Genomic DNA, 24,350 nt, shown 5'->3' with positions numbered 1-24,350 from the left:
TAAAACGGTTTTGACTATCAACTTACTTTTATAAATTAAAAAATTTTAAACATTTAATGCTGTATAATTTTACATAACATTTACAAATGCATATGATTTCTTACGTTCTTCGCTCTGGTCTGGAGCGTCCAACCAACATGATATGCGGTCTGTGCTTTTATCATCTCGATAAGGCACTGTTTAAAATAAATGTTTTGGTTTTTTCGACTGACGTCGTATGGGATGAAATATGGACGAACGACAAGGTAGCGGGAGAGGGATTTTCTTCACCGTCTACCGGTTACTCTTTGTACTCCTAAGCTTTGGCATAGGGCTTTTTTTCACTATCTGGGGCGGCAAACTCCTCTCTCTTGGCGGTAGCGCCTGGTATCTGCTAGCCGGTGTGGCTTATCTGCTTATCGCCGTCGGCTTTATCACCCGCAGTAAATATGTTCTCCCTTTCGCTATTCTGACTTTCCTGTTAACCCTGTGCTGGGCACTGTATGAAGTGCAGTTCAGCTACTGGGGCCTGATCCCACGCCTGGTGGTTCCGGCGCTGATGCTGATGTTGGCGCTGTGGCTAGCGACCACGCTGCCGGTGAAACGCGCTCGGGTGCGCTACGCCAACTGGAGCGCGTCGGCGATTTTCCTCGTACTGCTGGCGACGCTGGTGTCGGCGTTTTACCCGCACGGTGGCATTCATAACGGGGTGGTAAAAGCGAGCAATGACAAAACGCCAACGCTGGCGTCGAAAAGCGATAACTGGGAATTCTTTGGTCGCGATGCGTCCGGTACCCGCTTCGCGCCGTATGATGACATCACCCCGGAGAACGTCAAAAACCTGAAGGTGGCCTGGACCGCGCATACCGGACGGCGTCTTACCGGTGCCGGGATTGGCGTCGATGAAAATACTCCGCTGCAAATTGGCGACACGCTGTACTCTTGCACGCCGCTAAACGTTGTCACCGCGCTGGATGCGGATACCGGCAAACCGCGCTGGCGTTTTGACCCGCAGGCGCAGACCGCTGAACACGTGACCTGCCGCGGCGTGGGTTATTACGATGTGCAGAGCGACGATTCGCTGAGTGTGGAAGAGAAGTCCAGTCCGGCGTTGCAACAGTGCCCGCAACGTATTCTGATCTCTACCGTTGATGCACGCTTGATCGCGCTGAACGCCAAAACCGGCGAACTGTGCGATGACTTTGGCGACCACGGCAGCGTTGATCTGAAACAGGGCATGGACAATACCGAAAACAGCAAGCGCTATCACCCGACCTCAACGCCGGTGATCATGGGGCACATTGCGGTGCTTGGCGGCTGGGTGCGCGATATTGTTCACGGCGAGCCGTCTGGCGTGGTGCGCGCATTTGACGTGCGTACCGGTAAAGTGGTCTGGGCCTGGGACGTGGGCCAGCCGGAAAACATTACCGACCCGGAAAAAGGTCGTGTCTACACCCTCGAAACGCCGAACGTCTGGACGGTACCGGGTTTTGATAAAGAGCTGAACCTGATTTATCTACCAACCGGTAACGGTCCGCCGGATTACTGGGGCGGCGATCGCAACGAGGCTAAAGAGAAATACGGCTCATCCGTCGTGGCGGTGGATGCCAGCACCGGGGAGACAAAGTGGGTCTTCCAGACCGTGCATCACGATATCTGGGACTATGACCTGCCATCGCAGCCGGTGCTGTTCCATATGAAAAATGACAAGGGCGAAGAGATTCCGGTTTTGATCCAGACGACCAAAACCGGGCAGATTTACGTCCTTGATCGTCGGACTGGCAAGCCGGTGACCCGCGTGGAAGAGCTGCCTGTTGCTCACGATGGCGCAGAAGGTGAGCATCTCTCGGCGACTCAGCCGTTCTCCACCGAAATGCCGCAGTTGGGCGTTGAGCCGCTGACCGAGAAATCAATGTGGGGCGTCACGCCGTTTGATCAGTTGATGTGCCGTATCGACTTCAAAGAATCGACGTATCTGGGGATGTATACTCCGCCGTCAGAGAAGCCCTATATTGAATGGCCCAGTCTGCTGGGCGGTATGAACTGGGGTGGTATCACCATCGATGAGCGCACCGGTACGCTGTTCGTCAACGACATGCGGATGCCTCTGAGAATGTCGCTGGTGCGTCAGGAGGATATGGCGAAATATAAAGTCTCCACCGACGAAGTTCCGGGGTTTATGGGCACCGTGCGTCCGCAGGTTGCCGGGCCTTACGGCGGCGTGCGGATTGACATTCTGCAATCGGCGCTGGGCGTGCCGTGCAATACGCCGCCGTTTGGCACCATGAGCGCGATTGACCTCAACACCCGTCAGTTGATGTGGCAGGTGCCGATGGGGTCGGTTGAGGATACTGGTCCTCTGGGCCTGAAAACGCATCTGCATATCCCATTGGGTATGCCAACGCTGGGTGGCCCGACTTCAACCGCTTCCGGGCTGGTGTTCTTTGCCGGGACTCAGGATAACTACCTGCGCGCGCTGGATTCCTCGACCGGTAAAGAGCTGTGGCGCGCTCGTCTGCCGGTAGGTGCCGTGGCGGCTCCGCTTATCTATAAGTCACCGAAGACCGGGAAAGAGTATGTGGTGATCTCCGCAGGCGGCGCCAGCCACTCGCCGGACGTTGGTGATGATATCATCGCTTACGCGCTGGAAGAGTAGCGCTTACCGGTTATAAATCACTGAACCACCTCATGGTGAAGTCAGAATCCGCAAACGTTAACCCGTTTGCGGATTTTTTGTGCTTGTTGCACTGGCTACTGAACGCAATTTCAGCGATCTCCCTGCCTGTAAAACGGTGACAGGAAAAGTCTTCTTAAGGAAATTTATAACCTAGATCACGGAAATTAATTTCTAAAACATAAAATCTATTTCCGACATTAACTTGTTAAGATTTTTTTCGAAAGCCAATGCTGTGCACGCTCAGCATTTACGTAGAGGTACACCTCATGCGCAAAGATTTAACCAGCAATGAGCTTAGAATTTACAAATTCTGTCAGGAGAACCCCGCAGACGTTTATGAAATGCGAATTCATGAGCTGGCGGAGCGCGTATATACCACCGCGCCGTCAATTTCAAAACTGGTGAAAAAATTAGGCTTCAACAACTATCAGGAGTTTAAGGTTGATATTCGTGATGCTTTCTCGATGTCCAATAGCTCCCAGCAGCATCATGCATTTGTTAGTCAGTATATGCAGGAAGTACAGGATGCCTTAACCCGGGTCTCAGAGAAAAAAGTACAAGCATTTTGTGATTTTTTATGCGGCTGCAATACGATTATTACCTGGGGGTACGGGACGTCGGACAGCGTTGCCCGCTACGTCAGCTATAACCTGATGGTGCTCGGTTTTAATATTCTTAACGAAACGGATTATACCAATTGCAACGTGCGTAGCCGCTTTCTTACCCCTGACGACTGCGTGTTAATTGTGTCAAATAGCGGTGAGTCGGAGATGTTAGACGAGATAATGTCTAACGCCAGAAAACATGGGGTCAAGGTAGCAGCGATCACCAGTCGGCAAAATTCGACGCTGGCTCGTCAGGCCGATGCCGTATTGATCTATAAAAACGCGATTATAAAAGACAGCGTATTTGAAAATATTAGCTACCCGATTCAGGTAGCGATCGTCGATATCATGCTTTTCCATTTATCAAACGTCAGGAAAGTGTCGCTAAAATTCAATTCTAAGGTAGAAGACTCATGAAAAAAGTTAAGCTGGTGGTGATCGGGGCAGGGAGTAGCTATACACCGGAATTAATTGAAGGGGTGATAAAAAATCATGCTCAACTGCCTATTTCGCACATTGATTTCGTTGATGTGGATATGGGGCAAGAGAAAATGAATATTATTTTCCAACTGACCCAACGGATGCTGGCGAAAGTCGGTTTAGCGATTGAAATCACCCAGACATTCGATCGTAAAGCGGCGCTGCAGGGCGCTGATTTCGTCATTACGCAGCTACGCGTAGGGGGCATCGACGCCAGAATCATTGATGAAGCGCTACCAAAGTCATACGGTTTCATCGGTCAGGAAACGAACGGCGCGGGCGGTATGTTTAAAGCCTTACGCACCATCCCGGTGATCATCGAGATTGCTAACGAGATGAAGGAAATCTGCCCTGACGCCTGGCTGATTAACTTCACCAATCCTGCCTCAATGGTCACGGAAGCCGTCCTGAAATACAGTAACAATCATCGGGTTATCGGGCTGTGTAATGGCCCTATCAATATGACGCATAAAGTCGCCGAGCTGCTGAACGTCAATGTGGATGATCTATACGTTGAGTTTAAAGGTTCCAATCACATGAACTTTATCACCAAAATTCTTCATAAAGGCGAAGAGTGCATTGATAAAGTGATTGATATTATGAACGCTTCTGATGTTGACGAACTTGGCTTCAAAAACGTGAATAACGAGCAGTTTAATCACGAGTTGTTATCCGCCACTAATCTTATTCCCTCTTCATATTTGAAGTATTACATCAAAACGGAAGAGCTGCTTGCTGAGCAGAATGCGGCTGAACTGTCGCGTGGAGAAGTGGTTAAAAATATTGAAGCTGAACTGTTTAAAAAATACAGTGACGAATCCTTGCAGGAGAAACCTAAAGAGCTGGAGGCCAGAGGTGGGGCGCTCTATTCCACTGCCGCATTAAATGTCATTCGGGCTATTTATCTGGATGATAAAAGCATCCAGGCGGTCAACGTGCGTAATAATGGCGCCATCACCAATTTACCGTTCGATGCGGTGGTTGAAGTGAATTGCGTGCTGACCCGCAACGGACCAATACCGATTTGTACCGGCGAAATTCCTTCGCCAGCCAAAGGGATTGTTTCAATGATGAAAGATTATGAGGCTCAGGTGGTTAAGGCCGCGGCGACTGGCGATTACTCCACACTCATATCTGCGTTTGTATTTAACCCCTTATGCTCAAGCGATAACCGCGGCATTGAATTAGTCAAAGAGATGCTGCTGGCCAATAAAAAGTATTTACCGCTGTTCGCCAAAAAAATTGAATCACTTTAATCGCGGGAGCTTTCTGATGAAAACGACAACCTTTAGCAATAACCCTGCGCTTGCCGCGCAGGTGGTTAGCGAGTTAGCCGAGCTTAAGCCGAATTCACGTATCTTGATTCCGTCAGGAAGTACGCCGCGTTGGATATATGATGCCCTGGCAGCAACCACTATTGCCAAAGACCATACTTTTTTTGCTCTCGACGAGTGGGTCAACGTCCCAAGCGATCTGGACGGTAGTTGTCTGAGCATGATTAACGCGGATTTTGTACATAAGTGCCAGCATCCGGTGAAGTTGGTGCATTTCGATCCTTTTGCCGCGATGGAACAGAATATCGCCATGTATAACGCGGCTCTGGAGGAGCAGGAATTTGATTATGTCATTCTGGGTGTGGGAATGAACGGGCACATTGGCTTGAACGAACCCGGCGTGACGTTTGATGCAGACTATCTGCAGACCGAACTGGATGACATCACCATTAAGGTCGCCAGTAGCAAATATTTTTCTGGCGATGTGTCCCTGACCGAAGGCATCACCGTGGGCCTGAATAAGATCGTTAAAGCTAAAAAAGTGATTGTGATTATTAACAACGAAAACAAAAAAGGCGTCTATCAGGATATTGTCAATGGTGATGCACTCAATACCAATATACCCGCCGTTTATATTAAAAAATTCCCTCAGGTTCATTACTATATTACAAAAGATCTGCAAGGATAACTGCCTATGAGCATAACCTCTTTACTCGAAAAAAGGATGTTGCCATTAGCTGAGAAAATATCGTCAAACATCTATTTGTCGGCACTAAAAAGTGCATTCATTGCTCTGATACCTTTTTTGATTGTCGGTTCCTTTTTTCTTTTACTGACCAATTTCCCTGTCCCGGGTTATAGCGAATTTATGACTTCGCTATTAGGGAAGGGGACGTTAGATAAACTCAATTACGGTATTAATGCCAGCTATGGATTGATGACGCTATTAGTGATTGTGACGTTTTCAAAAGAACTGGTTGAAAAGCTCAAGCTGAGCCAAAGCACCGCTATTTTGCCAATCGCTATCTTTTTCTTAATGTCGCCAGGGAGTATTACCACCGATTCAGGTGAAATTGTTTCAGCTGCGTATGCGCTGGTCGATTTTAGCTCTGAGTCGATGTTTTTAGGGATTATCGTCACGGTGGTCACCATCAAGATGATCGAGTTTCTTGAAAACAGAACTTTTACTATTAAGATGCCCGCGAGCGTACCGTCTGAAATTGCTAAGTCGTTTAAATCGCTGGTGCCTATTCTGATTGTTCTGCTGTTCTGGATAATCGTCAAGGTACTGTTTGAGGCTACGCATTTTGGCACACCGGGCAAATTTATCAGCGTGATGCTGCAAGAACCGCTGTTATATCTGGGCAACTCGATTTTTTCTCAATTGATTGCCGAGATGTTGATTAGCCTGTTTTGGTTCTTCGGGATTCATGGTGATTCGATTGTGACCTCGGTGATGGGGCCGATTTGGCAAACGCTCAGCGCACAAAATCTGGCGCAGACGCAGGGAGGATTAGCGGCCACCAATATCATCACTCAGCAGTTCAGGGATGTATATTTAATTGCTGGGGGGACGGGGTTTACCGGCGCATTGCTGATCGCTATTTGGCTGGTTGCCAAAAGTACGCGATTAGAGCAGCTGTCGAAACTTGCGGCTCCGGCAGCGATATTTAACATCAATGAACCGATTATTTTCGGTTTGCCGATAGTACTGAATCCGCTGATGCTGATTCCGTTCCTGGTCACGCCGATTGTACTTTGTACGCTGACGTATATTGTTATCGCGATAGGTTGGGTGCCGCCGACTTCCGGTATTTCTATTCCCTGGACTACGCCAATATTTATTTCCGGCTTTCTGACCACCGGTATTTCAGGCGTAGTGTTACAAGCGGTTAATCTGGTTATCGCCACTGCTATCTATTTACCGTTCATCAAGGTGCTGGATAAACAATACCTTCACGAAGAGAGCCAGTGTGAAGAGGCGCAGGTTTAAATTATAAATCCCGGCTCAGGCAATGCTGAGCCGGGGAGCGGGCTGAACCGCACAGCACAGACCTTCTGTTAGCGTTTTATTCATCATGTTGTCCCTTATAAGGCACTAAGTTACTTTTTACTTCTCCCCTGAAACCAGTGATACAAGTAGGATACGCGTAGAAAACGCTATATAGTATTGTACATAACGAAGGTGAATGGCCCAGGGAGCGTAATGTGAACTTGTTTATGTTTTATGTTGGCGGCAATGCAGGGAAATCGAATATTGAAGTGCATGATATTCAGTTTGTGGTGGCAGAGACGCCGGAGGCGGCTTGGCCTGCGTTACGTCAGGCGTGGTTTGGTGATGCGGATAAAATTCATGTTGATGGCTACAGCCGTATTAGCTGGGCTGATGGTTATGACGTGACGCTGGCAAAAGAACCGTCATCCAGTGATGTGAAGTTATTTTTTGTGAATGCTGGTGGCTATCGCCCGGACACGCTGGCGGAGTTACATGAATTCGATCTTTTTGTCGCACATGATGTGAAAGACGCGAAGCACAAAGCGTTGCAAAAGCTGCTTTGTGGTGTCGATCAGCAGCATAAAGACAATCTTAAAGAAGTGGATGATTGCCTACTGTTGGAAAAGGTTGGCGACTGGTATCTCCATCTCACGCCCAACGCCAAAGGTGTGGCTCCGAAACCAGAATGGCAGGGCTACCAGCCGATTGGCCTGGTAGCCGGTTAATCATTATTCGGCATCAGGGCATATCTGCCGCCACCATGACGGCTTCATGTCCTCAAATGAGTGGAACTCAGGGGCAAAGGTTTTATTATCAGGCTGGTCGAACGCGCCGGTCAGCAGGGCGATAACCGGGCCGTCATCAATGGCCCCCAGTGAACTGCCGCAACGCGGGCAAAAGGCGCGGCAGGTGTTCTGTGACGAGCGCCATGTTGCTGGCGCGCCGCCATCGCCGGTCCAGTTGACGTCTTTGGCTGTGAACTCCAGCCACACTGCCGTCTGAGCACCGGTATGTTTCTGACACATATCGCAAGAACAGCTGTGCGGGCTGACTGGGTTAACGGCGCTGAAGCGAATATAGCCGCACAGGCAGCCGCCGGTTAGCGTTTTGCTCATCATATCCCTCTATTGTGGCTGCCACAGCGTGTCGGGGTCAGCAAAGCCTTCTTCTACTCGTGCGAAGAAGCGGCTGGCGTGCAGGCCGTCGACAAAAGCATGATTAAACTTGCCTGCTACCGGGATGATGCCGTTTTTTAGCTTACCCCAGGTGAGGGCGGGAACCGCCGCGCCAACATAGTATTCAGCGTGGGTAATCGCGCTGAAATGCAGCCACGGCAGGCAGCTGGCGCAGAAAAAGTTCTCGCCTTTGACAATGAGCGGAGCCGGAGCGGTGTGTTTGGCGGCATTAATGCTCGGCGTCGCTGCCCGGCTGAAGGTGCTAAAATCGGCGGCGTTGTCACACCATACCTGGCGGAACCCTTCCTGAGCGGTCATCACCGGCGTCATCACCGCCAGTTCATCATATTCGATAATATCGTCGCCCAGCAGGCGCTGTTTAAGCTGTGGTACCCCGTTTGCCGCGCGAACCAGCGCATAGAGTGCCAGTTGGAAGAAAGAGACGTCGCGGTCTTTTGCGCACTCATATAACCGCTGTGCTTCCAAGGGTACGCAGAGGTTAAAACTGGGATTGGCAAAACCGCGATAAAAATCAAAATGATCTTTTCGCGGCCAGCTTTGTTTATCGATCACGCGATAGTTGGCCACGGGCATCTCCTTTTTAGCATTTGTCCGACACTATGCGACGATTTCAATCAGGTTGCCATCAGGGTCTTTGATAACCGCTTCGTAATAACCGTCGCCGGTAGTACGCGGAGCAGAGGCCAGGATACCTTGCGCCTCGGCGCGTTTAGCCAGCGCATCGACTCTCTGCGCACCGTCAACGCTTATCGCCAGATGAACCCAACCGGTGTGGTTATTATCCGGTTTCAGCTCGCTCAGACCCGGTTTGGTCATCAGTTCAATGGCAATATCATCACCGATTTTGACAAAGTAAGATTCAAACCCGAGGTTAGTCTGGCTGCAATACTTTTCATTTATTTCGCCTTCAAAAAACGACACCCAAAAGCGGGCCTGTTGCTCAAGCTGGCGGGTCCATAGGGCGATATGGGCAATTTTCATTTCAAACCTCTTCATACGGTGTGTTGACAGTCAGGGACAGAATGCACGATCATGCACTTTGTTGCTCGATAAAGATTTACCAGGAGTTATTGTGCTCGATTATGCTGCTTTCCCTAAACAACGACAAGCGTTGATTTGCCAGATCCTGCAAGAAAACGGTAGGGTGGTTTGCGCTGAGCTGGCCAGCCGCCTGAGCGTATCAGAACACACAATTCGCCGTGATTTACATGAACTTAGCAAAGAGGGTTTTTGCAAGAAGGTTTACGGTGGGGCGGTTATGACTCTGCCTGAGTCGGGAGACTACAGCGAGCGCAAGGATAAGAATACGGCGATAAAAAGCAGGATCGCGCAGAAGTGCGCAAGGCTGGTTAAGCCCGGCGGCTGCATTTTTATCGACACCGGCACCACTAATCTGGCGATGGCGGAGGCGCTGCCTGTTGAGCTGGCGCTAACGGTAGTGACCAATTCTCCGGAGATCGCCGCGGTGCTGCTCAAGAAACCGTTGTATGACGTGGTAATGCTGGGCGGCCAGATCCAACGGGCTACCGGCGGCTGCGTGGGGGCATCCGCCGTGGCGCAGATCCAGGGGATGTTGTTTGATCAGGGCTTTATCGGCGGCTGCGCTATGGCTCCGGAGTCTGGTCTTACGGGATTTGATTTTCCCGACTGTGAGTTTAAAAAAGCGGTTATTAAACAGTGCAGCGAAATCATCGTGGGCCTGACTTCGGATAAGATCCCCGCGGTGGCGCGCTTTGTGGTGGTCGAAAGCGGCGACATTGATGTGCTGGTGGTGGAAGAGAATGTCAGTCGTGAATATAGCGATGCGTTCCGCGAGCACGATATTCGTATTTATACCGTTTAAGCGGGAAGCGCTAGCCCGAGCGGCGAGTGCGCTCGGGCCATGAGGTTATTTCGACAGCGAGGTCGCTATCAGGCGCAATCCCAGCGCACCCAGTACCGTGGCGGTGACGATATCGATTTTGTGCTTCAGACGCAGATAGACGCTGCGCGGCCGGGCGGAAGAGAGTACCAGGGCCACCAGTGAATACCAGCTGACATCAATCAGAAAGCTCATTAGCGGTACGATATAGTAAAAGGCTACCGGGATTCGCTCTGGCAGCAGGGCGGTAAAAATAGAGGCGAAGACCAGCGCCGTTTTCGGGTTGCTAAGCTGGGTATAAAGACCGTCGCGGAAGGTTTTCAACAGCGAATGTTCTGCTGCCATGCCCCCGGCGGCGAAATCCATCGGCTGCGCTGCACCGCGATAGATTTTATAGCCTAACCACAACAGATACAGGCCTCCGGCAACCTTCAGGCCGATAAACATCTCTGGTACCGCCGTCAAAAACTTCTGTAGACCCATCATTGCCATAATCGAAAAGATAGCTGCGCCGGTACCGGTCCCCAGCGCGGTGACCAGGCCATGAAGGCGTGAACGGGCCACCGCATTGCGGGCGACGTAAATAAAGCTCGGTCCCGGGCTTATCACGCCCACGATAAGGACCGCGGCAATGGCCATCAGGCTGGATAAAAACATAAACGCTCCCGATTAATGTTTAGTGCTGAAGTCATCAATGACCTTCGCTCATAATTGTTTTCTAGTGAAAAAATAAACAATCTTTGCCGCAATGTCACCACGCTTTGTATCGGCAATTTGAGTGCGTTCTTAAGGCCATTTTCGAATAACGATTCCCATTCTGCTCTTCAGTGATACACTGGCTAAATGTGATCTTTGTCATATCGTCATTAAAACAGAGAAAAGAGACACTGCTATGCAACATATCATTGAGGGCTTCCTCAACTTCCAAAAAGAGATCTTCCCACAACGTAAAGAGCTCTTCCGTAGCCTGGCGTCCAGCCAGAATCCCAAAGCGCTGTTCATCTCCTGTTCGGATAGCCGCCTGGTGCCGGAGCTGGTGACTCAGCAGGATCCGGGTCAGCTGTTTGTTATTCGTAATGCCGGTAATATCGTTCCCTCTTTCGGACCGGAGCCGGGTGGGGTTTCCGCCACTATCGAGTACGCTGTCGTCGCCCTGGGCGTGACCGATATTGTAATTTGCGGCCACTCCAACTGCGGAGCGATGAAAGCGATCGCGACCTGTCAGTGTCTGGATACGATGCCCGCAGTTTCCCATTGGTTGCATTATTCCGATGCGGCCAAAGCGGTGGTTGATAAAAAGACCTGGGCGAATGAGACCGATAAGGTGAATGGGATGGTGCAGGAAAACGTCATCGCCCAGTTGAATAATATCAAAACCCATCCGTCGGTCGCCGTTGGCCTGCGCGACAATACCCTGCGTCTGCACGGCTGGTTCTACGATATTGAAAGCGGTGATATTCGTGCGCTGGATAAAAACAGCAAAAACTTCGTTTCGCTGTCGGAAAATCCGGACGTTTTCTTCGAGTAAATCTCTCTTTTCAGGGCACGGAGGCCCTGTGAGTCACGCCTTCCTGTTCGGTATCCCTTGCCTATCAAACTTCATTTTTTCTGCGTATCCATAATGGAGCGCTGCTTCGTGAGCGCTCCATTGCATCCGGCTTATAGCACGCCGTCGCCGCCGTCCGAGCACCAGACCTGGCCGGAAGTGAAGGAACAGGCGTCAGAGGCGAGGGTGACGTACAACGGGGCAATCTCCACCGGCTGGCCAGGGCGACCCAGAGGGGTATCGGCACCAAACTGGCGCACCTTCTCATCAGGCTGCCCGCCGCTGGATTGCAGCACCGTCCAGTAAGGACCGGGTGCAACGGCATTGACCCGAATCCCTTTCGGACCCAGTTGCTTAGCGAGAGATTTGGTAAATGCCACCAGGCTGGCTTTAGTTTGCGCATAATCCAGCAGAATGGGGCTTGGCTTAAAGGCCTGCACTGATGAGGTATTAATAATGGCGCTGTGTTTTTTAAGGTGACGCAGGGCTGCTTTGGTTATCCAGAAGGCCGCATAGACGTTGGTTTTAAAGGTGGCGTCAAAATCCTCAGTTGAGAGATCTTCCAGCGATTCACAATACTGCTGGCGTCCGGCGTTATTGACCAGAATATCCAGCCCACCGAGTTCGCTGGCGGCTTGCTCCACTAGGGCTTCACAGAAAGATTCGCTGCGAATATCACCAGGAATGGGCACGGCTTTGCGTCCTTCAGCCTGAATCAGGGCGATGACGGTTTCAGCGTCAGATTCTTCCTCCGGCAGGTAGTTTATCGCGACATCCGCGCCTTCTCGGGCAAAGGCGATAGCCACCGCCCGGCCAATCCCGGAATCACCGCCGGTAATTAGCGCTCGTTTACCCGCCAGGCGTTCGGATCCGACATAGCTCAATTCGCCGTGGTCCGGCGCTGGTTTCATCTCTTCGGCTAAACCCGGCGGCGATTGTGGCTGCTCAATAAAGGGGGGACGGGGATACTTCGCGGTATTTTTAGCGTCGTCGCTCATACTGACCTCCTCGTGGTAAAGGGTTAAGGATAGGCCCTCAGGCAGCGCATAAAACTCAAGTGGTGAATAAATGAACGCTTTCATTTTGTTAATTCACTGAATGATTGACGGTAATTCACTGATTGCCGGGAAATTTTTTTGAATTGTGACGGCGCAGAGGTGTTGTGAATTTTAGGACTATTCTATCGAAGCTGCATGGAATAGTCAGGTCGGGTTTTATCAGGGGTTGGATATATTTAAGCCGCTAAGAGTGAAATGAATAATATTATTCTCGGACGATTCGCGAATTATTGCAGTTGTGAAAATAGATATTAGCGATCAGACTTTATGAGACAAACTGAATATTAATCGGGGGACTGCGGGAAATAAAAGTGGTCCCGAGGCGATAGCGCATACAGGAGAAACCTATGTCTGTTCACAATCCAGCCGATCCCGATAAGCAGGGGCGGCATCCGGCGAAAGAAGACCCGCGCGAGCAGGGGGAAATCCCACGCAAAAGAGACGACAGCGAAGATCATAAAAAAGATCCTTATCATCCCCGGCCTGAAAAGCGCTAATCCGCCGAGGCTGATGAACTCACTTGTTTGAGATAGTGTGCCTATTGTTGTCAGGTGGCTGCCCCTTGCCCGGCCTGTAAAGCACAAATATCAGCAGGTTTGATTTGTGTTTTACAAGCCTGGTGCCAGTTGTTTCCGGGTTGCTACCTCTATTACCCTAACCAAAAGCCGCCGTCCTCCGACGGCGGATAAATTAAAGGTCAATCAACGGCAAACGCCTGCGTGAGCGGCTCGCCGGTTGCGATATTGCTTTTGCTATCGCCGTGCCGATTTCTGCACAGGCGGTGATGCCCTGGACAAACGGCTGGTCATGCATCAACCAGGGGATTGCGCCAAACGCAATGCGCCCACGCACCTCAGCCGGTTCCTGCAAGGTGTAGTCGTCCCCGACGTCGGGAATATCATCGCCGGTCGCCAGTAATTGCTTTCTTAAATGTGGAAAGGGGAGATCGGTAGTTTTGAGCGGTTTCTGCCCCCGCGCATCGATAAACACATCATAGATATAGCGGTTATCGTGGCTAATAATCTGCGTTTTATCTTGCTCAACTGATAACTCATAATCCGCCCCCAGAGCGAGAATGCTGATGATGCCGGCTTCGCGCAGCGCCAGTAGCCGGCGAATAGACTCGGAGGGAATGGCGGCGTAACAGTCAATAAACACCCGGGCGAGGCCCCGGCTGAAGCGCTCGCGGTCCCGATCGTTGAGATGCGGAACCATCTCCTGAACGGCTTCGTGTAGCCGCAAAATAACGTAGCGCCAGGGCACGGTGTAACGCTCTCGCTTATGACGTTCAACTTCGTCGAGATTCGCCCGTGCCCAGTGAAATGGATTGCGCTGCTGGCGTTTTTGAAACCACGCCTCGCTGAAGCTGTCGGCGTCCAGCGCGTTAAGGGCGATGTTCTCGCTCCAGCACGGGTCGGCCAGTTTGATTTCCTGCGCCATCAACTGAAATACCCGGTCGAGTAAGCCGTCGGCACCCGCTGCGATCTCTTTTTCGATCGCACTTTCGCTGACGATATGCAGTGGCTCCCAGGGAATAGGGCAGTAAAAATCGGCTTCGGGCAGAATGCCGGAGCGGGACATCAACACAATATTGAGCGCCTTGCTGTCATCATCCAGCCTGAAGGTCAGCGCTCCATCGTCCGAATCAGTAAATCTGCCATGCTGAACGACGACGGCCATTGCTGCATCAATCCCGCTGAGCGAGGTGCCCATAATCCCCACCCGACAGGGCGGAATGTTGGCTTCCATCAGGCCAGACCACGGGCTGGGAAAATAAGTTCGGGTCGACTCCTCTTGCGCAGGCCACACGTGGCCGGTGGCGATTACTGCGAGACTGAAAACGTCTGCTGTTTGCTCGCCTTCGGCCCACAGCCTGACACCTTGCGCGGTGGCCTGCAGGTCGGTGACAGCGCAGGATTCATGAACCTGCACCCGAAAGCCTCGTTCTTTAGCTTGCGCAACCAGCCCAATAAACTGGTCGCGAAAGTATTCGCCTAGCAGGATACGCGGCAAAAATTGACGATCATGCAAAGCGTCATAATCTACACCATAGCGCGCAAGGTGCGCCTTGTCCTGGGCTTTTAGCCACTCGATGTAGGTGCACAGAATAGGCGGGATCTCAATGCTGGCGATATTCGCCAGCATCATGCGTGAATTTTCTTCATCACTGTAGGGCATGCCCACGCCCGCTTCATGGGCTTGCTCATAAATCGATACGTCCAGCGGTTCGTGGTGTTTAAGGAGTGCAAACAGGGTATAAATTCCGGTAGGCCCCGCGCCGATGATGGCAATTTTTTTCATCTGGAATGACCCGCTGTTGTGTTGATGTTACATAGATTCGCTGTCCTTACGCAGATTTAGTGTGGTCGAAAATGGTGATAGAGGCCAATTCAGAGACTCCTCTTCCGAAGTTTAGTCAGAAGAGGAGCCGATTTTAGAACCACGTTTCGAGCTGAGCGCCGAAGAAGAGCGTCCCGGCGCCATGGTAACCGGCGCTGCCGAAGGTATCGGTGGAAGAGTAATTATCCAGCGATTTATCCCAGGCCATCCATGTCGCAAAGAAGCGAATTTCCGGGCGTTCAAAAAAGTCCGTCACGTTCTGCATTTTAAAGGTCGGGGCAAAGGTGAGCTTGTAATAACTGCCGCTGGCGGCTTTATTGCCGTTAAAGCCTTTCGGATCGATATCCATATATTGATAGCTGGTCTCATATTGCAGCGCGAAGTTTTGGTTAATTTGCTGGATCACTCTGGCATTAAGCGTCACCCAGTCGTAATGGTCGGAATCGATATAGCGATTATTACTGCTCTGAGCGACGACCAGGGGCGCGAGGCTCAGGCTATCGGTGAGCGAAGTAATGCCGTAAGAGGCAAATTTCACCGTCCAGGCCGGATCAATCAGGTAACCGTCGGAACCCGGCCCGCGCACTTCCGCACCTAGCGCGCGGCCATAAAGCAGCACCGTTTTAGTCAGGCCGGGGCGCAGGCCATAGAAACTGTCGCCATGATAAGCCAGCATGGTGTTAAAGCCACGCGAGGCGGCTTTATCTGTGGCCAGTCCGTCGTTAATCCGCTTATCGTTATCCCGCGAGTAAAGACCGTTGACCATCCACTGCCAGTTATCCAGGCGGTTATTGAGCGAGAAGGTATAATTCTGAATATAGGTGTTATCAGCCCCGGTCATGTTGTTATATTCAACGTTCTCCATCGTATCAATATCATTGAAGTTACGTCCGTAAACCGCCAGGTTGGTCTTAATATCGCCCCAGAAGTTCACATCATAAATGCCGGCCCCGGTACCGATTAAATTCATCATGTCGGAGTCGAGCCAGTGAATATCGAAATTATCCCGGTCTTCACGTTTCCCGGCCCATAGCGTGGCATTTTTGAATGCGCCGCTGAACGAGGGCATATCGCTCATTTCCACAAACGCCTGACGCACGTTCATCTGACCATTAAATGAACTGTCGGTATTATAGGTTTTATCCCATTCGGCAATTTTCATGTAATAACGCAGCTGGCTATTATTGTCATATTGACGCCGATAGTTGATGTCAGCAGTGACGTAGGTGTCGGATTCGTTGCCAAGGCGACCAACGCTTCCCCCGGTGCTTCCCGCTGGCGTCAGAGAAGGGCCGACGGTGCTGGTGGTACCTTTGCTGGTCAATATCCCCGTTCTCGCATAGCCGCCAAATATTATTTCCGAGCGATCGTCTTTTTTTTCTGTGCTAGCGGCTGACTGACTTTTGATTAACGTAAGGTCTGCATCGGTTTTTTGTTCAACGGCTTGCAATCGCCCTTCTGCGCGAGCGGCATTTTGCTCGGCTCTGGCGGCTCTTTTTTCCGCATTATCAATTTTTCTGCTGGCATCTTGTAATTGTATTCGCGACTGCTTTAATTCCGCCTCAAGCTTTTCCAGTCGGGCGTTAATTTCACTTAAGGTTGTATCCGTCGCAAGGGCAGGCGCTGGCAAAGCCAGTGCACAGAGCGTAAGCATATAGGCTTTCATTATTAATACCTGTACAGGAGGAAGCGGTGCTCTGAACACAGGGGTGCAGAGCACATATTACTGTGCCATTGAAAATGGATTATTTAACTGCTTGTTAAATTAATAATTGGGCTTTGTTATCCCCTAAGACTTTTTCGTGGTTTTATTCGCATTGACAAAAACGGACGTCATTATGAAGGCGAAGATAAATACGGCGACTCCGACGCTAATATAGGAAATAAACTGATAACGGTCATACAAATACATTAATGGCGACAGCAGAACCGCCAGGCCGTAAGAGTTGGCTTTTATCGACAGTAAAGAGAGGACCATTCCACCCAGCGCAGAGCTGGTTAACATTACGATAATTGCGCGGAGTCCGGACTGCATTACAATCCCGAACAACGCGGGTTCAGAAACGCCGAGTAGCTGGGTAATAGTGGCAGAAATACCCGCGGTTTTAAACGCGACATTTTTGGATTTTAACGAAATAGCCAGACACACGGCGGCGTTGGCAAAACCGTACATCGCGCAAACGGTAATTAATGGATTGAAGCCAGTACCCGCAATCAGCGAAGTTTCAATCATAATGAACATATGATGCATCCCGGTCATCACCGCAATCGGATAGATAAAACCAATTAACAATCCGCCAATACCCGCCGGTAATGTCAAAAATTGCTGGATGGCCATTATCGCATAATGTTCAAAACCATGTACCAGCGGCCCTAGAATTAATAAGGCGATGGCGACCGCGATCAGAATGACAATAAAGGGTGTAAAAATAAGATCCATAGAATTAGGCATCACCCGGCGGAAAAATATTTCCAGTTTCGCGCCAATAATACCGGTGATGAGCGCGGTCAGAATCGACCCCTGATAACCCACCAGCGGAATAAAGCCAAAAACATAAATAGGGCTGCTGTTGCCATACGCTACGTCGTAGGCGTTCGGTAGTGCGGGGGAGACCAGCATCAGGCCGATCAAAAAGCCGATAATCGGCGTTCCGCCAAACTTCTTAAACGCCGACCAGCAGATAAATGCCGCAAGAAAGGCAAAGGCGGTATCGCAAAGCACCGTGGTCAGCGTTTGCAGGGCCACGGGAATATCCGCGACGCTGCCGCCAAACCAGGCCTGCACCGTGTCATTAAAGATAACGCCCTTCAGGCCAAGGAACAGACCGGTTGCCCCGAGCACCGGTACTATCGGCACAAAGACGTCGGATAAATTGCGTATCCCTCGCTGTAAGCGCCCCGTGCTTTGCTTCGTCATCTCATCTTTGCTGACTTCGGCGACCTGATATTCGTTAACGAACTCCTGGTAGACTTTATTCACAATGCCGGTACCAAGGATTATCTGATACTGACCCGAATTATAAAAAACGCCTTTCACTTCGCTGATGTTGCGGATTTTTTCATCATCAATTTTTTGCCGATCTTTCACCTGCAAACGTAAGCGAGTGGCGCAGTGCGTCGCGGAGGCAATGTTTTCCTTGCCAATGGTATTAACAATTTCGATGGCAATATTTTTATATTTGTTCATCTTTAACTCATTCCTTCACGAGAATGGTCTGATAGGGTTGCAGGGTTGCGCCAATATTGGCGTAATTATTGAGGATCACTTCGCCCGCCGGAAGCGTAAAAGGCAGGTGTTGGGCACTTAAATTAGTGATAGAGACAAAGCGTTGGGTGTCCGTTTTCCGTTCATAGGCCACGATGCTGTCGTCTACGTTTTCAATCGCCGCGAATGAACCGTAGATAAGCGCTTGCGGGTAGCGCTTATTTCTTAAGTCGATCATCGTTTGATAAAAAGAGAAAACGGAATGTTCATCAGCAGCCTGGCTTTGCGCATTGACGCTAAAGTCAGGTGCGGAGAAAGGCAGCCAGGGCTTCGCGCCCAGGTTAAAGCCAGCATTAACGCCATCGGACCACGGGAAGGGGGTTCGTGAGTTATCCCTTGAGCGCTGGTTGATAAAGCCTAAAGCCTGTTCGCAGGTAAAACCTTCCGCCAGAGAACGATGGTAGTTATCCAGGCTTGAAATATCATCAAATTCATCAATGCTCGTGCGCTGGAAGTTTTTCATCCCCAGCTCCTGGCCCTGGTAAATAAACGGCGTTCCCTGCATGAAAAAGTACATACCGGCCAGCGCCTTGGCGCCGATCGAGTTTTGATACTCAACGTCGCGGATGAGTTTTGACAACGCGCGCGGCTGGTCATGGTTTTCAATAAACGTCGTTCCCCAGCCGGTCTGGCAAAATGCCCGCTGGCTGGCAAACAGCGCTTCTCTGAATTCGCCAATACGCCAGTCGCGCTGTTTAAACCACTCTGAACCGTTTTCGACATCGATATCCGCAGCGTGGAAATCAAAGATCATATTGAAGTAGCCATTGGGGCCAATATAGCTGTCGTACTCATCCAGAGGGACGCCCGGCGCTTCGCCCACGGTTACGCAGCGGTGGCGGTTGAACGTTTTTTCTTTCAGCTCATTGAGAAATTGCTCAATCCCGGGTCGATTACGTGATTTACTTTTGATGGACGCCAGGCCATCAACGCCATCGGCAGGCAAAGAACCGTAGTCCTGATCTTTTTTAATAAACGTAATTGCGTCAATACGAAACCCGGCAATGCCTTTATCCAGCCACCAGTTGACCATGGAGTAGATTTCCTCACGCAGTTGAGGATTTTCCCAGTTCAGGTCCGGCTGTTTTTTATGGAAAACGTGAAGATACCAGATCTCTTCGCCCGCAACTTTTTCCCATGCGCTGCCGCCGAAGATGGAGCGCCAGTTATTCGGCGCGCCCCCCGCAACGGCGGGTTTGAAAATGTAGTAATCACGATATTTTGATTGAGGGTCAGCAAGGGCCGCCTGGAACCAGGGATGTTCGTCGCTGGTGTGGTTGACCACCAGGTCGATCATTACCTGTATTCCCATTTCTGACGCCTGCTTGATCAGGTCGTCAACATCCTGCATTTGGCCCAAATCAGGGTTCACCGCATAGTAGTCGGCAATATCATAACCATTGTCCGCCATCGGTGACTGATAAAAGGGCGAGACCCAAATCATGGTAATACCTAATTTCTTGAGATAAGGCAGTTTGGCAATAATACCTTTGATATCGCCGATACCGTCGTTATTACTGTCATAAAAGCTTTTTGGGTAAACCTGATAAATAACGGATTCTTTCCACCATTCGGTCTGTTGCGGCTGGTTCATAGCTTCTCCTTGGTATGATATCGATACCATATTGCGATAAAAAAATTAAGCGGATGTCCTGATGATTAATTCAGACTGCAAATCTTCTTCGTCATAGCGATATTGAGCGTGGTTAATCATTGCCAGCAGGCGCTCTACGGAAATTCGGCCTAGCTGTTCAATGGGCTGGCTGATGGTGGTTAGCGGAATAGGGATCATCTCGGCAATGGGTAAATTATCAAAGCCCATAACCGCCAGTTCACCGGGAATGCTGACCCCTTTGGCTGAAAGCGCGGAAATCAATCCGCAGGCAACTTCATCGCTACCAGTAAAAATAGCATCAGGGCGCTCGCATTTATCCATTTTCAGGATTTGCTCAGCCAGATGCCGCCCGTCGCGGTAAGTATGAAGATGGCGGAAAATAAGATGATCGTGAATTGGCTGATGTGCGCTTTGCATAGCGGTAATAAAGCCACGGTTGCGTCTGCTACCGTGCCCTTTTTGCTCAAAGCTCCCGCCCGTAGAGTAGGCGATTTTTTGATAACCTTTGTTGAGCAGCCAGCTGACCGCATTGTAGGTTGCCAGTTCATCATCCACCTTAACAACCGGCAGGCTGGTGTCATCAATGCTGGTGTTGCACAGCAGAATAGGGCCATATTTCTGATATTGCTCGATGACGTTTTTATCGTTCTCAACGGCACATAAAATAAGACCATCAATAATCTTTTTCTTCAGCAGATCGAGACAGCTTTCCTCTTCCCCTGCGCTGTCATGGTTTTGCACGATCAGTACTGAATAGCCATGCTTGCGTGCGGTCACCTCAAGGGCATCGACCAGGCTGGCAAAATAGGGGTTGGTTATCCGTGAGATCAGTATGCCAATCCGGTGGGTTTTCACGCCGCGCATCTGCTGTGCGACGGTGCTCGGCTCATAATCCAACGCCTTCATCGCCGCGAGGATTTTTTCCTTTTTATCTTCAGAGATATAAGGATGATTGTTCAGGAAACGAGAAACCGTCGTTACTGATAAGCCTGCTTTTTCCGCTACGTCTTTTATGGTTGCCATGGTTTTTATGAAATCGATATCACATGGGTGTAAAATATTTTTGGACGTCATCTAAGTCAACCGTATTTTTAGAAAATATGATCTGATTCACAATAAAATTGCAGGGTGCAAGAAGCTTATCCGCGTGCGTGAGGGCGACTTAAAAGGTGTATTATGTGGGTCACAAAATGGATGATGAAAAGGAAAAACGATGTCTACACCCATCTTTCGCCAGGCGACGCCCGCCGATGTTGATCGCTGCTATACGATAGAAATCACCGCCTATGAAGGCGATGAGGCCGCGACCCGGGAAAAAATCGCCACCCGTATTAATCGTTACCCGGAAGGTTTTATGTGCATGGAACTGGACGGCGAAGTGATTGGATTTATCAATGCGGGCTGCGCCTGGGACGTGGTGATGTCGGATGAAGAGTTCAAAGAGCTTATTGGGCACGACCCCGCGGCACCAAATGTGGTCATTATGTCGGTGGTGTTAGATCCAGATTTTCAGGGGCAAGGCTATTCATCGCTCATGATGCGCGAATTTGTCTCTCGCATGAAAGCCATGAACAAGCAAACTATCCATTTAATGTGCAAAGACCGGCATGTCGATCTTTACGCGCATTTTGGCTACCGCTATATCAAACCTTCTGAGTCCGATCATGGCGGCATGGCCTGGCATGAGATGATGATGGAGCTGTAAAAGAAACTACGCAGACGTTAAGCCGCAACAGGGGGGCTGGTTCCCCTCAATAAGGAAGTCAGTATGGGTATGATAGAACGGAAGAATTATCCGCAATTGGGTGAGGTTAAGGCTCCCTATGTCCACTCAGTAAGGCATGGTAACACGCTCTATATTTCAGGGCTGACCGCGTTTGGCACGGTTGCGCAGCGTTCAGGCATTGCCGGACAGGCTGAAGAGATCTTCAGCCAGATCGGAAAAATCGCCAGCGCCGAAGGCACGGATTTTTCAGCCCTGATTAAGGTGACCATATTCATTACTTCTTTTGAAGAGATCGACGAGTTGCGTGAAGTGCTGTACCGACATTACGGCGCCAACTTGCCTGCCAGTTCTCTGGTTGAAGTTAGCCGCCTTTTTTCACCCGATCTTAAGATAGAAATTGAGACTGTATTCGGCCTCTGACTTATTGCTTATCGCCGGACGGCAATAGCCGTTTGGCTTGATAGGCTTTTGCCGAATGTAGAGGCAAACTGACGAATCAATCGGTTTTGTCAGGCACGATGATGAGAATACTGAAGTAAAATCGGGATGAAGAAGAGAGGGAACAACCGGAAAATAAAATGGTGCGTCTGAATGGACTCGAACCATCGACCCCCACCATGTCAAGGTGGTGCTCTAACCAACTGAGCTACAGACGCATTATGGTGCGTTTAATTGGACTCGAACCAACGACCCCCACCATGTCAAGGTGGTGCTCTAACCAACTGAGCTATAAACGCATTATGGTGCGTTCAATTGGACTCGAACCAACGACCCCCACCATGTCAAGGTGGTGCTCTAACCAACTGAGCTATGAACGCAATGTTGCAGTGGCAACGGGGACGCATATTAGCGACAGGGAGGGGTTGTGGCAAGAGGCAAACGTCACTTTTCTTCCAGATTTCACGCGATCGCAGAAGTTTTATCCATGTTGCTTATATTTTACTGATGCAAAAGAAGATTTCTTCGTCGATTACGGACAATGGCGCTCAATCAGCGCCGTTGTCATATACCCGTCATACTTCAAGCTGCTTATGTGTTGGCTACGGATTACTCGGCCCATCCATGGGCCTCGCCCTGACTGGCCGTCGCACGCGACGTTCAAATCTGCTCCCGGCAGATTTGTCGCTCGCCCCAGTCGCATAGTTATCTATGCTCCTGGGGACTCACTCTCTTGCCGCCTTTAAGCAACTTGAATTATTTTGGGTATAGATCGGATTAGCGCGCTGCGCGCTGCAAAATCACGCTGGAAGGCTGACGTTGCAAAAAGCGCATACGCAGCATCATCATGATGGCCGCAGAGGTTAAACCGATAATAAATCCGCACCAGAAGCCTGCAGGGCCCATGCGCGGAACCACAATATCGGTTAATGCCAGCAGATAGCCGCTTGGCAGCCCCAGCACCCAGTATGCGGTAAAGGTGATAAAGAAGATGGAACGCGTGTCTTTATAGCCACGCAGGATCCCGCTGCCAATGACCTGAATCGAGTCGGAAATCTGGTAGATCGCGGCTAATAGCATCAACTGGGAAGCCAGCGTGATGACCTCAGGGTTGTCGTTATACAACAGCGCGATTTGCTTACGCATCAGGACAGTAAAAACTGCCGTGATGACCGCCATGCACACCCCGACGCCAACGCCGGTTCTGGCTGACGTTTGCGCTTCCAGGGTTGAGCCCTGACCAAGGCGGAAGCCTACGCGAATGGTCACTGCCGCCGCGAGAGACAGAGGCAGAACGAACATCAGCGAGCTGAAGTTAAGGGCTATCTGGTGTCCGGCCACGTCGACAATGCCCAGAGGGGATACCAGCAGCGCGACGACGGCGAACAGGGTCACTTCAAAAAACAGCGCCAGCGCAATCGGCAGACCCAGTTGTACCAGTCGCTTGATGACTTCGAAATCTGGTTTGCTGAACGGCTCTGGGCTGCGAATATCACGCATTGAGCGTGCCCGGCGAACCCAGGAGATCATGCTGAAAAACATCACCCAGTAAACCGAAGCTGTTGCGACGCCGCAGCCAACGCCGCCAAGCTCCGGCATCCCGAAGTGACCGTAGATAAAGATGTAGTTAACCGGAATGTTGACCAGCAGGCCGATAAACCCCATGACCATTCCAGGTTTGGTTTTTGCCAGGCCTTCGCACTGGTTACGTGCGACCTGGAAGAAGAGATAGCCCGGAGTGCCCCACAGCAGCGCGCGCAGATAGCCAACGGCTTTATCTGCCAGCGCCGGGTCGATGTTATGCATCGAACTGATGATGTAACCGGCGTTCCACAGCACAACCATCACCAGAACAGAGACGAAGCCCGCCAGCCAGAATCCCTGGCGTACCTGATGGGCAATGCGGTCGCGACGACCAGAACCATTCAATTGGGCAATGACCGGAGTCAGGGCCAGCAGCAGACCGTGGCCGAAGAGGATCGCCGGTAACCAAATCGAGGTACCAATGGCGACCGCCGCCATATCTGTGGCGCTATAGCCGCCTGCCATAACGGTATCGACGAAGCCCATAGAGGTCTGGGCAACCTGAGCCAGAATAACGGGTATAGCCAGTGCTAATAACTGACGCGCTTCAATAAAGTACTTCTGCACGTGAACACCTTTATCTTGTTGTTATTTTAAGACTAAAAAAGCCGCCCAATATGGCAGCAAGAAGAAAAAAGCAGAGGGATTTGCCAGACTATTGTAACGAGGATTAGCCATTTAGCCAGTGAAAAAATCCCAGTGCACGTTGT

The 24,350-nt window shown here is 50.5% G+C and carries 22 protein-coding genes and 3 tRNA genes; 11 read left to right on the top strand and 14 right to left on the bottom strand.

Annotated features, from left to right (window positions below; translation table 11 throughout):
• Nucleotides 1-229 precede the first annotated feature (229 nt).
• The 6 genes from HV127_RS23845 to HV127_RS23820 all read left to right on the top strand — a co-directional run bounded on the left by HV127_RS23845 (nt 230) and on the right by HV127_RS23820 (nt 7,736).
• Nucleotides 230-2,635 (top strand): membrane-bound PQQ-dependent dehydrogenase, glucose/quinate/shikimate family, encoded by a 2,406-nt coding sequence (locus HV127_RS23845; RefSeq protein ID WP_182239241.1) that lies wholly within the window; start codon nt 230-232, stop codon nt 2,633-2,635.
• Between the two features lie 287 nt (nt 2,636-2,922).
• On the top strand, nt 2,923-3,678 hold the full coding sequence (locus HV127_RS23840) for a MurR/RpiR family transcriptional regulator (protein ID WP_182239239.1): 756 nt from the start codon (nt 2,923-2,925) through the stop codon (nt 3,676-3,678).
• On the top strand, nt 3,675-4,997 hold the full coding sequence (locus tag HV127_RS23835) for a 6-phospho-beta-glucosidase (RefSeq protein ID WP_182239237.1): 1,323 nt from the start codon (nt 3,675-3,677) through the stop codon (nt 4,995-4,997). The genes HV127_RS23840 and HV127_RS23835 overlap by 4 nt, the downstream gene beginning before the upstream one ends.
• 16 nt (nt 4,998-5,013) lie before the next feature.
• Nucleotides 5,014-5,703, top strand: a complete 690-nt coding sequence (locus tag HV127_RS23830; protein WP_182239235.1) for a 6-phosphogluconolactonase — start codon at nt 5,014-5,016, stop codon at nt 5,701-5,703.
• 6 nt (nt 5,704-5,709) lie between these two features.
• A complete protein-coding gene (locus HV127_RS23825; RefSeq protein ID WP_182239232.1) occupies nt 5,710-7,008 on the top strand; it encodes a PTS transporter subunit EIIC in 1,299 nt (432 codons plus the stop codon).
• Nucleotides 7,009-7,223: 215 nt separating this feature from the next.
• A complete protein-coding gene (locus tag HV127_RS23820) occupies nt 7,224-7,736 on the top strand; it encodes a DUF1543 domain-containing protein (RefSeq protein ID WP_182239230.1) in 513 nt (170 codons plus the stop codon).
• A 3-nt stretch (nt 7,737-7,739) separates the two neighbouring features.
• Here the strand turns inward: HV127_RS23820 and HV127_RS23815 are convergent, their stop codons facing one another.
• From HV127_RS23815 to HV127_RS23805, 3 genes are read right to left on the bottom strand one after another with little or no spacing between them, the layout of a single operon-like run.
• Nucleotides 7,740-8,126, bottom strand: coding sequence for a GFA family protein (locus HV127_RS23815; protein ID WP_182240798.1), 387 nt, complete (start codon nt 8,124-8,126; stop codon nt 7,740-7,742).
• Nucleotides 8,127-8,135: 9 nt separating this feature from the next.
• The gene (locus HV127_RS23810) at nt 8,136-8,774 is read right to left on the bottom strand and encodes a CatA-like O-acetyltransferase, family 1 (RefSeq protein ID WP_182239228.1); all 639 of its coding nucleotides are present in this window, start codon (nt 8,772-8,774) and stop codon (nt 8,136-8,138) included.
• Between the two features lie 30 nt (nt 8,775-8,804).
• Nucleotides 8,805-9,188 (bottom strand): VOC family protein, encoded by a 384-nt coding sequence (locus tag HV127_RS23805; RefSeq protein ID WP_182239226.1) that lies wholly within the window; start codon nt 9,186-9,188, stop codon nt 8,805-8,807.
• Nucleotides 9,189-9,279: 91 nt separating this feature from the next.
• Between HV127_RS23805 and HV127_RS23800 the strand changes: the two genes are divergently transcribed.
• Nucleotides 9,280-10,050: a DeoR/GlpR family DNA-binding transcription regulator gene (locus HV127_RS23800; RefSeq protein WP_112216996.1), complete on the top strand. Its 771-nt coding sequence runs from the start codon at nt 9,280-9,282 to the stop codon at nt 10,048-10,050.
• A 45-nt stretch (nt 10,051-10,095) separates the two neighbouring features.
• Here the strand turns inward: HV127_RS23800 and HV127_RS23795 are convergent, their stop codons facing one another.
• A complete protein-coding gene (locus HV127_RS23795; RefSeq protein WP_182239224.1) occupies nt 10,096-10,725 on the bottom strand; it encodes a LysE family transporter in 630 nt (209 codons plus the stop codon).
• Nucleotides 10,726-10,960: 235 nt separating this feature from the next.
• On the opposite strand from HV127_RS23795, the gene HV127_RS23790 reads away from it, so the two are divergent.
• The gene (locus HV127_RS23790) at nt 10,961-11,596 is read left to right on the top strand and encodes a carbonic anhydrase (RefSeq protein ID WP_110273955.1); all 636 of its coding nucleotides are present in this window, start codon (nt 10,961-10,963) and stop codon (nt 11,594-11,596) included.
• Nucleotides 11,597-11,727: 131 nt separating this feature from the next.
• Here the strand turns inward: HV127_RS23790 and HV127_RS23785 are convergent, their stop codons facing one another.
• On the bottom strand, nt 11,728-12,612 hold the full coding sequence (locus HV127_RS23785; protein WP_182239222.1) for an SDR family oxidoreductase: 885 nt from the start codon (nt 12,610-12,612) through the stop codon (nt 11,728-11,730).
• Between the two features lie 407 nt (nt 12,613-13,019).
• Here HV127_RS23785 and HV127_RS23780 point away from each other — a divergent pair, with 407 nt between their 5' ends.
• On the top strand, nt 13,020-13,169 hold the full coding sequence (locus HV127_RS23780) for a hypothetical protein (RefSeq protein WP_182239220.1): 150 nt from the start codon (nt 13,020-13,022) through the stop codon (nt 13,167-13,169).
• A 193-nt stretch (nt 13,170-13,362) separates the two neighbouring features.
• Here the strand turns inward: HV127_RS23780 and HV127_RS23775 are convergent, their stop codons facing one another.
• The 5 genes from HV127_RS23775 to HV127_RS23755 form a co-directional block, all read right to left on the bottom strand.
• Nucleotides 13,363-14,973, bottom strand: coding sequence for an FAD-NAD(P)-binding protein (locus HV127_RS23775; protein WP_182239217.1), 1,611 nt, complete (start codon nt 14,971-14,973; stop codon nt 13,363-13,365).
• 133 nt (nt 14,974-15,106) lie between these two features.
• Nucleotides 15,107-16,678, bottom strand: coding sequence for a carbohydrate porin (locus tag HV127_RS23770; RefSeq protein ID WP_182239215.1), 1,572 nt, complete (start codon nt 16,676-16,678; stop codon nt 15,107-15,109).
• 123 nt (nt 16,679-16,801) lie between these two features.
• Nucleotides 16,802-18,199: a PTS transporter subunit EIIC gene (locus HV127_RS23765; RefSeq protein WP_182239213.1), complete on the bottom strand. Its 1,398-nt coding sequence runs from the start codon at nt 18,197-18,199 to the stop codon at nt 16,802-16,804.
• Between the two features lie 7 nt (nt 18,200-18,206).
• A complete protein-coding gene (locus HV127_RS23760; protein WP_182239211.1) occupies nt 18,207-19,871 on the bottom strand; it encodes an alpha-glucosidase in 1,665 nt (554 codons plus the stop codon).
• Between the two features lie 45 nt (nt 19,872-19,916).
• Nucleotides 19,917-20,915 (bottom strand): LacI family DNA-binding transcriptional regulator, encoded by a 999-nt coding sequence (locus HV127_RS23755; protein ID WP_182239209.1) that lies wholly within the window; start codon nt 20,913-20,915, stop codon nt 19,917-19,919.
• A 190-nt stretch (nt 20,916-21,105) separates the two neighbouring features.
• Between HV127_RS23755 and HV127_RS23750 the strand changes: the two genes are divergently transcribed.
• Nucleotides 21,106-21,597: a GNAT family N-acetyltransferase gene (locus HV127_RS23750; protein WP_181486137.1), complete on the top strand. Its 492-nt coding sequence runs from the start codon at nt 21,106-21,108 to the stop codon at nt 21,595-21,597.
• Nucleotides 21,598-21,660: 63 nt separating this feature from the next.
• Nucleotides 21,661-22,038 (top strand): RidA family protein, encoded by a 378-nt coding sequence (locus HV127_RS23745; protein ID WP_182239207.1) that lies wholly within the window; start codon nt 21,661-21,663, stop codon nt 22,036-22,038.
• A gap of 159 nt (nt 22,039-22,197) precedes the next feature.
• On the opposite strand, the gene HV127_RS23740 is transcribed toward HV127_RS23745, so the two are convergent.
• The 4 genes from HV127_RS23740 to mdtK form a co-directional block, all read right to left on the bottom strand.
• A tRNA-Val gene (locus HV127_RS23740) sits at nt 22,198-22,274 on the bottom strand.
• 4 nt (nt 22,275-22,278) lie between these two features.
• A tRNA-Val gene (locus tag HV127_RS23735) sits at nt 22,279-22,355 on the bottom strand.
• Nucleotides 22,356-22,359: 4 nt separating this feature from the next.
• Nucleotides 22,360-22,436: transfer RNA gene (locus tag HV127_RS23730), tRNA-Val, on the bottom strand.
• A 397-nt stretch (nt 22,437-22,833) separates the two neighbouring features.
• On the bottom strand, nt 22,834-24,207 hold the full coding sequence (gene mdtK / locus HV127_RS23725) for an MdtK family multidrug efflux MATE transporter (protein ID WP_182239205.1): 1,374 nt from the start codon (nt 24,205-24,207) through the stop codon (nt 22,834-22,836).
• Nucleotides 24,208-24,350 lie beyond the last annotated feature (143 nt).

This window comes from Klebsiella sp. RHBSTW-00215, from assembly GCF_014103785.1.
GTDB lineage: Bacteria > Pseudomonadota > Gammaproteobacteria > Enterobacterales > Enterobacteriaceae > Klebsiella.
The sequence above is the reverse complement of the archived record's forward strand: the minus strand, read 5'-3'. Positions and strand labels throughout refer to the sequence as shown.